Genomic DNA, 10103 nt, shown 5'->3' on the forward strand with positions numbered 1-10103 from the left:
CCCTTACAGCGTGCCGAAGCCAGGGGCTTCGCCTCGCGCGTTGCGGTCGATCCTTCGCGGACGCTTCCAGCCGATGCGCGGACGCTTGCGCAGCCGCAGCGTCGGCCAATCGCCCCGGTCAGCGCGTTCAGCAAGGCGCATGCCTTGCGCACGATAGGCGGCTAGCACCGCGTCGGCCTGTTCCCGCAGCAAGCCAGCAAGGATCAGCGTACCGCCTTCCTCGATCACCGCACAAAGCGACGGGGCGAGTTCGATCAACGGACCTGCAAGAATATTCGCGATCACAAGATCATAAGGCGCGCGCTGCTCGATCGCAGGATGATCCACTCCCGCTGCGGCATAGAGCGCTACCTGGCCTATGCCGGTGCCGATCACCACGCCATTGGCGATAGCATTGTGCCCGCTAATTTCGACCGCGACGGGATCAATGTCGGAAGCAGTCGCATAGGCGCGGGGCCACAGATGCAGCGCGGCAAAGGCAAGCAGCCCCGTTCCCGTGCCGATATCCGCCACATTGCCGAACCGCATTCCGATCCGGCGCATCCGGTCCAGCATGAAGAGGCACCCCGCCGTCGTTTCATGCTGCCCGGTGCCAAAGGCGCGGCCTGCTTCGATCAGGAAATTGACGTGACCCGCCTCTTCGGGATCGGCCGGACGGTTCCGCACATGGAAGCGGCCTGCGGTAACCGGCTCAAGTCCCTGCTGGCTGAGCGTTACCCAATCCTCGTCGGGAAGCAACTCAACCTGCGGCTGCATGTCCGCTGCACTCGGCACCAGACTGCGGAGCAACTCTATTGCGGCAGGTTCCGGCTTGCCTTCAAAATAGGCGTCCAGCCGCCAAGCATTTTCATCATCCCCGCCCGCCTCGCTGGTCATCAATACCGGGGGCGAATCCATCGCGGCGAAGGTGGCGATTTCGCCGTCCAGCGCCTCGGCCTCCGCGCGGGTGCAAGGCAGAGTGACTTTCCAGCTTTGCGCAGGGGGAGCAGCGGCATCATTCATGCCGCCGCTTTAGCCCAGCGCGGCTGGCAGGAAAAGCGTCAGGCGACCTGCCGTCCGAACTCCGATGATTCATGACGCAGGCTGGCGAGCTTGCCTTCCACGCTCATGAAGCCGCGTTCCAGCTGGTCAATCTCGGACGCTACGACCTCGGTATCCTGACGAATGGCCGAAATGGTGGTCGACATCGAGTCGGCGGCCAGTGCGGTTTCATCGACCGCTGCGGTGATCATGGTGACGGTCTGCGCCTGGGCATCCATGGCATGGCGGATGCGCTCCGCGCAGGCCTGGACTTCGCCTACCGTGTCGCGGATGCGCTCGTTGGTTTCCACCGACTGCCGGGTGGAGGCCTGGATGTCAGCGATCTTACCGGCGATATCGTCGGTCGCCCGCGCCGTCTGGTTGGCGAGGCTCTTGACCTCCTGCGCGACGACAGCGAAGCCGCGGCCAGCATCACCCGCCCGCGCCGCTTCGATGGTGGCGTTGAGGGCCAGCAAATTCGTCTGTCCGGCGATGTCGCGGATCAGGCCCAGGATCGATTCGATCGACTTTGCATGTTCCGACAAGGTTGCGGACATGGTGACGGCCTCGCCCGACTGGCGCGCGGCGCGCTGGGCGACGCCGGCGGCGCTTTCGACTTCCGAACGGGCGTCCTCGATCGCGCGGATGAGCCCGGCCGATGTGCGGGCGGCTTCCCGCATCGCCAGAGCCGACTGTTCGGCGGCAGCCGCGACTTCCGACGCCTTGCCCAGCATGCCGCGCGTGGCGGCGGAGGCGTCCTTCGCCTGTTCGCGCAGCGATTCGCCCAGTTGCGAGCAGCCGTCAATCTCACCCATGATCCGCTGTTCGAACAAAGTGCCCATCCGCTGCCGATGGTCCCGCTGCGTTTCCGCCTCGTCACCCGCAAAGGCGTTGGTCATCAGGCTGGCATCGACCATGCCCACCATGACGACGATGTCGAGTAGCCGGTGGCGCGTCGCATCGTCCGCAGCCTTTTGCCAGATGAGGCTGGTAATCCGCTTGTTCGCATCGGACACTGCCGTCAGCACTGCGCCAAGCGCCAGCCCGCGCTTGCGGGCAAGACGGACGCAGGCGATCGACGAAGTTGCCCAGCTGCCCGCTTCATAGAAGCTGAGCTTCTGGCGGACATATTCATGCGCCTCCGTTTCGATCTTCGCGATGGTCGACGCAGGCAAAGCCGCGCGCAAGTTCGACTGCGTCATGTAGGAATTGAAGAAAGTGTGCGCGATGGTGGAAGCGTTCTCGCCGACCAGATCGCGTATTTCGCGTAGCCCGGCCGCCAATTCGCCGGTGGGATCGATCTCCGCCATGCTTGCGATCATGGCGCTCTTCGGAGTGGCGACGGACGTCATATGCGGCAAACCTCAATGTCTTTCCTTGTCGGCAACGTGATAGCGCAATCTGGTTAATCAGTTCTTAGCCGTGACTTTTCGCCGCATGGATAGGGCGGGTTGCCCTCTTGACCGATCGCTCCTAAGGGGACGGGACTCAGGGACAAGCTTCAGGGACGGAGTAACCATGGCGCGAAACAACAGCCGGCCGCTCTCGCCGCATTTGACGATCTGGAAATGGGGGCCGCATATGGCGATCTCCATCCTGCACCGCATCACCGGAAATGGTCTCGCCACTGTCGGCGTGATGGGCGTCGTATGGTGGCTGATGGCGGCCGCGACCGGCCCGGATGCCTATGCAACCTTCATCAAATGCGCGACTTCGCCGATCGGTTATCTCGTCATGATCGGCATCAGCTGGTTCTTCTTCCAGCATATGATGTCAGGCATTCGCCACTGGGTGCTGGACATGGGCGCGGGCTATGAGCTGCACACCAACAAGACATGGTCGCTGGTGATCCCGGTCCTCTCCACTCTGGCCACGATCGCGCTGTGGGCCACCATCTTCGCGGGGAAAATCTGATGGGCAATGGAACCGGAATCGGCCGCGTCCGCGGACTTGGATCGGCCCGGCATGGCGCTGGCCACTGGCTGACGCACCGCTATACCTCGGTCAGCAATCTGCTGCTGGTGCTGTGGCTGGTCTTCAATCTCGCCACCCTGCCCGGCCTCGATTATGAAAGCGTGCGCAACTGGATCGCCAATCCGCTGGTCGCCGTGCCGCTGATGCTGATGCTGGTCAGCGTTTTCTGGCACCTGCGCCTGGGCATGCAGGTCATGCTGGAGGATTATGTCCATGACAAGGGACTGAACTTCTTCTCCATCCTGCTCCTCAACTTCTACACCATCGCCGGCGCGGCTGCCGGTATTTTCGCCATCGCGAAGATCGCATTCGAGGGGGCTGCTTCCTGATGTCCGAAGCCTACAAGATCATCGATCACACCTACGACACGGTCGTGGTGGGCGCGGGCGGCTCCGGTCTGCGCGCGACCATGGGCAGTGCCGAAGCGGGTCTGAAAACCGCCTGCATCACCAAGCTGTTCCCGACCCGCAGCCATACCGTGGCGGCGCAGGGCGGCATCGCGGCCAGCCTTGGCAACAATTCGCCCGACCACTGGACCTGGCATATGTACGACACGGTCAAGGGGTCGGACTGGCTGGGCGACCAGGATGCGATCGAATATATGGTGCGCGAAGCGCCCGCCGCGGTCATCGAGCTGGAACATGCCGGGGTGCCGTTCAGCCGTAACGAGAATGGGACGATCTACCAGCGCCCCTTCGGCGGCCACATGCAGAATATGGGCGCTGGCCCGCCGGTGCAGCGCACCTGCGCGGCGGCCGACCGGACCGGCCATGCGATGCTGCACGCGCTCTATCAGCAATCGTTGAAATATGACGCTGACTTCTACATCGAATATTTCGCGATCGACCTGATCATGGAAGACGGCCCGAATGGCAAGGAATGCCGCGGCGTAATCGCCATCTGTATGGAGGATGGGTCGATCCATCGCTTCCGCAGCAAGGCAGTGGTGCTGGCGACGGGAGGCTATGGCCGCGCCTATTTCTCCGCTACTTCGGCGCATAGCTGCACCGGGGACGGTGGCGGCATGGTGCTGCGCGCGGGACTGCCGCTCCAGGATCTTGAGTTCGTGCAGTTCCACCCCACCGGCATTTACGGCGCGGGCGTTCTGATCACTGAAGGCGCACGCGGCGAGGGCGGTTACCTCACCAATTCCGAGGGCGAGCGCTTCATGGAGCGCTATGCTCCCTCGGCCAAGGATCTGGCGTCGCGCGATGTCGTGTCGCGTTCGATGGCGATGGAAATGCGCGAAGGGCGCGGCGTGGGTCCGAACAAGGACCATATCTTCCTGCACCTCGACCATATCGATCCCAAGGTGCTGGCCGAACGCCTGCCGGGCATCACCGAGAGCGGCAAGATCTTCGCGGGCGTGGACCTGACGCGCCAGCCGCTGCCGGTGACCCCCACCGTCCACTACAATATGGGCGGCATCCCCTGTAACTATCATGGCCAGGTGGTGACCAAGGTTGGCGACGATCCCGAAGTCGTGGTGCCGGGCCTCTATGCGGTCGGCGAAGCGGCCTGTGTGTCGGTCCATGGCGCGAATCGCCTGGGCTCCAACTCGCTGATCGACCTTGTCGTGTTCGGCCGTGCGACCGGCCTGCACCTTAAGGAAACGATCAAGCCCAATGAGTCGCACCGTCCGCTGCCCAAGGACGCGGCCGATCTGGCGCTGTCGCGTCTCGACCATTACCGCAACGCCAAGGGCGGTTCGCCCACCGCGAAGATCCGCCTGGAAATGCAGCACACGATGCAGAAGCATGCCGCCGTGTTCCGCGACAGCGCGTTGCTCGCCGAAGGCGTCGAGAAGATGGCGCAGGTCAATGCGCGGCTCCAGGATGTCGGCGTGTCGGACCGCTCGCTGATCTGGAACACCGACCTGATCGAGACGCTGGAGCTGGACAACCTGATGTCCCAGGCGGTCTGCACCATGGTCAGCGCGGAGAACCGCAAGGAAAGCCGGGGGGCGCATGCCCATGAGGATTTCCCGAACCGCGACGATGAGAATTGGATGAAGCACACCGTCAGCTGGTTCGACGGCTGGGGCGGCAAGGGCGGCAAGGTCAGCCTGGATTACCGTCCGGTGCATGATTACACGCTCACCGACGAGGCGGAATATATCCAGCCCAAGGCCCGCGTTTACTGATCGGGCTTTCCGGCATGGTTTAGAAATGAGGGCGGGCCGAAAGGTCCGCCTTTTTTCTTTGACCGGAGCTGTGATCGGAACGCTGGTCCGCCCTGCCCCATGTTGTAGGATCAGGGTGACATAAGTGACACGACAAGGCCGCAGAAAACCGCGCTTTTCGGGACCCGGTTCCAACATATTATGTTAAATTTCAAAGAGCGGGACAAAGCCTAGCGCGGACATCGGCCTGTAGGACAGAGAAATTTTCAGCGGCCGCGCGGCTTCGCGCATTCCGCCAGAGAATTTCTTCAGCACCCGCGCGAGCCGCTTTGCCCACCCCGCCGAAATGGGGCATGATCGTCTTGCACAGAAGCGTCCGCATGAAGGCTTCTCGGCCGTCACCTCGGATTCTTCGACACGCAAAGAACAGGCTTGATCCGAGGTCCGTTGCCTTGGCAGCATCGGAGAAGAAGCGCCCCCTTGTTTTGGCGATGGGCCCAAGGGTAACAAGCGGGGAGGCCGCGTCGTTTGCTGGCTTCCTAGCAGCTTTGAGCGCCTGGACAGATTGGCGAGAGACCGTTCCCCGGATCGGACGGTGCAGAGGACGGCGAGGTAGAGGGCACGTCGGGCAGCGGGGCGGCCGGTCGAGCAGCGGGCGCGCCTGGTGCTGTGGCCGCTTGCCGATCAAAAGGGCCGTGGAGCCCAGGCACCCTTCAAGATGCCATGATTCGGCGAAGTCCCCCCGGCCGCGATCTGTACGATGACCTGAACAGGTGCGTGAGGCTGCTCGCAACGGACCTCGCACCGCGGGGACGGGCACAATGACATTATACGTGACGTTGTTGGGATCGATTCTCCAAGCTGCATCTCGATATTCATGAATGGCAGACGCGCAGGATCGCGGAATCAGGCCTGGGCTGAGCAACTGTGGTTACGTTGAGGATGGCATCGAGCGTGACAACGAGCTTCCGGGCGGGAGCAACGATGGCGGCGTTAGCTGGCTCCCAGCCGCTTTGAGGCGCTTTGCCAGATTGGCGAGAGGCAGTTCCCCGGATCGGACGGTGCAGAGGGCGGCGAGGTAGAGGGCGTGCCGGGCAACGGGGCGGTCGGCGAACAGTGGGCGCGCCTGGTGCTGTTGCCGCTTTGCCGAAGGAGCCGGGCCCCCGCTCCGCGCTAATCTGGCGGGCGAGGCAGATGTTCATGCGAACAGCCGCAGGATGGCAAAATGTCGTCGCCAGCGCCATGTCCCGAAAACGCGAGAGGGCGTTCGACCGGCAGATTGCCGCCCCGCCGCCATGGGGTTTGGCGGGCGCGAGCGGCTGGGGCCGTGGCGCGCGGTTTACTGCCAGTCGAAGGAAAGCGGGGCTTCGCGGAAGGCGAAGCGGTCGAGATGGTCGGCGACCACCTGCTTGAAGCGCTCCACGTCCGCGCCGTCCTGCGGCTCGATGGCGACGGTCAGCGCTTCCTCGCCAGCGGTCATGCGGATCGGGCCCATGGGAAAGGCAATCGTCCCCTGCTGCGCGTCGAAATCCGTTTCGAACTTGTGGCTCCAATGCTTGCAGAGTTGCTGGAGATAGCGGCTGCCGTTCTTCGTCGGCACATGGGCGGTCAGGGTCATGCGTCAGAGCCTTTCAATCTTGCTGGCCGCCTCGTCGATCAATGCGGCGACATCGAACATGGTCTGGGAATCCGCACCCTCCCTTTCAAGCCGCGTGCGGACGGCGATGGAGAGATTGTGCAAGGCGCGGCGGATCGGCGCGCCGTCCACCCGCTCGGCCCGCCTGGCGAGGGAGGCCAGACGCGCCATCGCTTCCTGGGCGGTGGCGTCATTTCCGGCCAGATAATCGGTCCCCGCCTGGGTGATTTCGAACAGCTTGCGGCCGCCGCCGCCCTCCTGCTCGGCGATCAGGCCCATGTCGGCCAGCAATGTCAGCGTCGGGTAAACCACGCCGGGGCTGGGCGCATAGGCCTGGCCCGACAGGCCCTCAATCTCGCGGATCAGGTCATAGCCGTGCCGGGGAGTCCGGGCGATGAGGGTGAGCAGGATGAGCTTGAGCGCGTCATTGCCGAACTGGCGGCGGCGCCCTCCCCCGCCATGGCCCCGGCCACCGCCCATCGGGTCGCCGCCGAAGGGGCCGCCCCGGCCATGCCCGAAACCGCGGCCGAAGCCTTCAGGACCAAGGAAACGGGGGTGATCGCGGAAGGCCCTGTGGGCTCTGGAATGTAGATGATGATGCATCTGGATATCTTTCGAGTGATTCATGATGTGTCGAGATATATCTTAATTTGAAACGCCGTCAAGGGTGCGATATATCTTGGAAGAAATTTACGAAATGAGGGGTGCTTGGTTGGCGCGGCGAAATGGCGTCAGCGATGATTCGGAGGCCGTTCGGAGAAGAAAGAAGAAGAAGGGGCTTCGACAGGCTCAGCCCGAACGGACGGGGGCGAATCTAGCGGAGGGAGCATCCCGTGCGGAGTGGAGCATCCTGAACGGAGGGGGTGAGGCAGGTTCCGGGCGTGGGATTTTGACTGAGGTCTGGACTGGCCCTCGTGAGCGGCTTGCCTCGCCAGAGCGTCTTCGCAGGGCGCCGCGGACATGGAAAAGCCCGCCGGAGTCTCCTCCGGGCGGGCCTGGTTTTCCTGTGTCAGACGTTGCCGTTCAGTCCGGCTTTTTGGCGACGCTCACCAGAGCCGGACGGAGGAGGCGGTCCTTGATGGTATAGCCTGCCTGCATTTCCAGCAGAACCGTTCCCGGCTCGGCTTCATCCGATGGGGTTTCCATCATCGCCTGATGCAGGTTGGGGTCGAGCGGCTGGCCAACGGAGACCAGCTTTTCGATGCCGTTGCGGGAAAAGACGCTTTCCAGTTCCCGGCCGGTGGCTTCAAGCCCGGCGACCAGTCCCTTGAACTTGTCATCCTCCCGCAATTCGGCGGGAATGGCCTGGAGCGCGCGGCTGAGATTGTCGGCCACGGACAGCATGTCCCGCGCAAAGGCGGTGGCGGCATAGGCGCGCGTGTCGGCAAGCTCCTTTTCAAGCCGCCGCCGCACATTCTGCGTTTCGGCATGGGCGTAGAGCACGTCCTGCTTCGCCGCCGCCAGTTCGCCTTCCAGCGCGGCGATCCGCTCCGCAGCGGCGTCGCCCGCGGGCGCGGCATCCTCAGGCAGTTCGTCAACCAGTTCGCTATTTTCGATATTCTGCTTTTCTTCACTCATCTCATCAATCTCGACAAGGTCTGTGCGGTGAAATCCACCATGGGGATCACCCGTGCATAGTTCAAGCGCGTGGGGCCGATGACGCCGACCACGCCGACGACCCGGCCATCGCCTCCCCGGTAAGGGGCGGCTATGACCGAAGAACCGGAAAGGGAAAAGAGCTTGTTTTCCGAACCGATGAAGATTTTCGTCGCGCTGCCCGCCAGCGCGCTTTCCAGAAGGCGCGAGATTTCCTCCTTGCCCTCCAGTTGCTCCAGCAATTGCCGCACCCTTTCCAGGTCGGCGGCGGTGCCGTCGTCCAGCAGATGCGCCTGGCCACGGACGATCAGCACGGGGCGGTCATCGGCATCGTGGGACCATACGGCGATGCCGCGTTCGACCAGTTCCCGCGCCGCGCCTTGCAGCGCGCTGCGTTCATTTTCCATCTCGCGCCGCAACGCTTCGCCCGCATCGCGCAGGGTCATGCCGCCGAAGCGGGCCGACATGAAGTTCGCCGCTTCGTTCAGCATCATCGGTGTGACGCCTTCGGGCAGGTCGAGCACCCGATTCTCGATCGATCCGTCCTGCCCCACCAGCACGGCCAGCGCCTGGCGGCCGTTGAGCGGAACGAAGCCGAACTGGCGCAGAACCGGCTCCCGCTTGGGCACCATGACGATCCCGGCGCAGGCGGAAAGGCCGGACAGGGCGGCGGTGGCGGCGGACAGCGCTTCCTCGATCGGGCCGCCCTCCGATATGCCCGCTTCGATCGCGCGCCGTTCCTCCGGCGAAGGTTCGGCCGCCTGCATCATCCCGTCGACGAACAGGCGCAGGCCCGTTTCCGTCGGCATCCGCCCCGCGGAGGTATGCGGCGCGGCGAGCAGGCCCAGCTCCTCCAGATCCTGCATCACGTTGCGGATGGAGGCAGGCGACAGGCTGAGCGAGGCGAGCTTGCTGATCGTGCGGGAACCGACCGGCAAGCCGGTGCCGAGATAGCTTTCGACCACCAGCCGGAAGACGTCGCGCGCCCGCTCGTTCAATTCGGTAATCGGAGTGACCGGCATGCGCACCTATCTAGGCAAGCATCGCCCGCCACTCAAGCCGGTGCGCTATCGCGTGGCGGACGGCTTCACCATCGGTTCGATCTGCAACAGGCGCGGCACGGCGGCGATGGTGGCACGCAGCTTGCCATAGCCAGCATCCATGCAGCCGGACTGATATTCCAGGCGCGTGGGCGGCGCGCCCCCCCTCACCCACTCGATCGTATAGCCCGGCATGTCGGTGGCGAAGCGCGTGCAGTTTTCGCCATTGGCGATCCGCCGGGTCGTGCCCGCCGCCGGGCGGAACTGGCTCAATGCGGCGCGAAAGTGGCGATATTGCGCGGGGGTGACGGTGAAGCGGGTGGGCCCCGGAACGTTGGTGAAGCGCTCAGGCTCCAGCAGGCCCGATCCGTCCGGCGTCACCCGCAGGCTGTAGACCGGGCAGACGCCGAAACAGGGCCCCGCCGAAAAGCGGATGATGTCGCCAGCCGCGACGGGCTGTTCCAGCTCCGCCTGTTCAGTCGCGCAGCCCGCCAGCAGGGCCGCCGCGCCCCATATCGTCCATCGCAATCGCATGAAGGCTTCCTAGCATCTTTCCGGCGGATCGCCACCGGCATGACGTCCCGTCCGGCGCGGCTATCCGATCCACGCATCGCTTTTTGCGAAAAACCGGTTCCCACTTTTTCGCGCGATGCACCTTATTTGATCGCCGCATCGCTTTTTGCGAAAAACCGGTTCCCACTTTTTCGCGCGATGC

10 protein-coding genes are annotated in these 10103 nt (G+C 63.9%); 3 read left to right on the forward strand and 7 right to left on the reverse strand.

Annotation, left to right across the window (positions count from 1 at the left end; translation table 11 throughout):
- Positions 1–3 precede the first annotated feature (3 nt).
- A complete protein-coding gene (locus L288_RS40575) occupies positions 4–1002 on the reverse strand; it encodes a 50S ribosomal protein L11 methyltransferase (RefSeq protein WP_021239922.1) in 999 nt (332 codons plus the stop codon).
- A 38-nt stretch (positions 1003–1040) separates the two neighbouring features.
- Positions 1041–2372, reverse strand: a complete 1332-nt coding sequence (locus L288_RS40580; RefSeq protein ID WP_021239923.1) for a methyl-accepting chemotaxis protein — start codon at positions 2370–2372, stop codon at positions 1041–1043.
- Positions 2373–2538: 166 nt separating this feature from the next.
- Here L288_RS40580 and sdhC point away from each other — a divergent pair, with 166 nt between their 5' ends.
- From sdhC to sdhA, 3 genes are read left to right on the forward strand one after another with little or no spacing between them, the layout of a single operon-like run.
- The gene (sdhC, locus tag L288_RS40585) at positions 2539–2934 is read left to right on the forward strand and encodes a succinate dehydrogenase, cytochrome b556 subunit (RefSeq protein ID WP_021239924.1); all 396 of its coding nucleotides are present in this window, start codon (positions 2539–2541) and stop codon (positions 2932–2934) included.
- A complete protein-coding gene (sdhD, locus tag L288_RS40590; protein ID WP_021239925.1) occupies positions 2934–3323 on the forward strand; it encodes a succinate dehydrogenase, hydrophobic membrane anchor protein in 390 nt (129 codons plus the stop codon). Before sdhC ends, sdhD begins: the two co-directional genes overlap by 1 nt.
- Positions 3323–5137 carry a succinate dehydrogenase flavoprotein subunit gene (gene sdhA / locus L288_RS40595; RefSeq protein ID WP_021239926.1) on the forward strand — a complete coding sequence of 605 codons (1815 nt, stop codon included), beginning with the start codon at positions 3323–3325 and terminating at the stop codon, positions 5135–5137. Before sdhD ends, sdhA begins: the two co-directional genes overlap by 1 nt.
- 1318 nt (positions 5138–6455) lie before the next feature.
- On the opposite strand, the gene L288_RS40600 is transcribed toward sdhA, so the two are convergent.
- The 5 genes from L288_RS40600 to L288_RS40620 form a co-directional block, all read right to left on the reverse strand.
- A complete protein-coding gene (locus tag L288_RS40600; protein WP_021239927.1) occupies positions 6456–6734 on the reverse strand; it encodes a DUF2218 domain-containing protein in 279 nt (92 codons plus the stop codon).
- A 3-nt stretch (positions 6735–6737) separates the two neighbouring features.
- A complete protein-coding gene (locus L288_RS40605; RefSeq protein WP_021239928.1) occupies positions 6738–7355 on the reverse strand; it encodes a PadR family transcriptional regulator in 618 nt (205 codons plus the stop codon).
- A gap of 420 nt (positions 7356–7775) precedes the next feature.
- Entirely contained in the window at positions 7776–8330 is a 555-nt protein-coding gene (gene grpE, locus L288_RS40610) for a nucleotide exchange factor GrpE (RefSeq protein WP_021239929.1), read from the reverse strand.
- Entirely contained in the window at positions 8327–9370 is a 1044-nt protein-coding gene (hrcA, locus tag L288_RS40615; RefSeq protein WP_021239930.1) for a heat-inducible transcriptional repressor HrcA, read from the reverse strand. Before hrcA ends, grpE begins: the two co-directional genes overlap by 4 nt.
- Positions 9371–9415: 45 nt before the next feature.
- The gene (locus tag L288_RS40620; RefSeq protein WP_021239931.1) at positions 9416–9922 is read right to left on the reverse strand and encodes a DUF6438 domain-containing protein; all 507 of its coding nucleotides are present in this window, start codon (positions 9920–9922) and stop codon (positions 9416–9418) included.
- Positions 9923–10103 lie beyond the last annotated feature (181 nt).

The organism is Sphingobium quisquiliarum P25 (assembly GCF_000445065.1).
Classification (GTDB): Bacteria; Pseudomonadota; Alphaproteobacteria; order Sphingomonadales; family Sphingomonadaceae; genus Sphingobium; species Sphingobium quisquiliarum.

Bases quoted from the DNA above. Each gene is read 5' to 3' on its own strand.
- hrcA (WP_021239930.1), bottom strand. From the start codon at position 9,370: ATGCCGGTCACTCCGATTACCGAATTGAACGAGCGGGCGCGCGACGTC.
- L288_RS40605 (WP_021239928.1), bottom strand. From the start codon at position 7,355: ATGCATCATCATCTACATTCCAGAGCCCACAGGGCCTTCCGCGATCAC.
- sdhD (WP_021239925.1), top strand. From the start codon at position 2,934: ATGGGCAATGGAACCGGAATCGGCCGCGTCCGCGGACTTGGATCGGCC.
- L288_RS40575 (WP_021239922.1), bottom strand. From the start codon at position 1,002: ATGAATGATGCCGCTGCTCCCCCTGCGCAAAGCTGGAAAGTCACTCTG.
- sdhA (WP_021239926.1), top strand. From the start codon at position 3,323: ATGTCCGAAGCCTACAAGATCATCGATCACACCTACGACACGGTCGTG.
- sdhC (WP_021239924.1), top strand. From the start codon at position 2,539: ATGGCGCGAAACAACAGCCGGCCGCTCTCGCCGCATTTGACGATCTGG.
- L288_RS40580 (WP_021239923.1), bottom strand. From the start codon at position 2,372: ATGACGTCCGTCGCCACTCCGAAGAGCGCCATGATCGCAAGCATGGCG.
- grpE (WP_021239929.1), bottom strand. From the start codon at position 8,330: ATGAGTGAAGAAAAGCAGAATATCGAAAATAGCGAACTGGTTGACGAA.
- L288_RS40620 (WP_021239931.1), bottom strand. From the start codon at position 9,922: ATGCGATTGCGATGGACGATATGGGGCGCGGCGGCCCTGCTGGCGGGC.
- L288_RS40600 (WP_021239927.1), bottom strand. From the start codon at position 6,734: ATGACCCTGACCGCCCATGTGCCGACGAAGAACGGCAGCCGCTATCTC.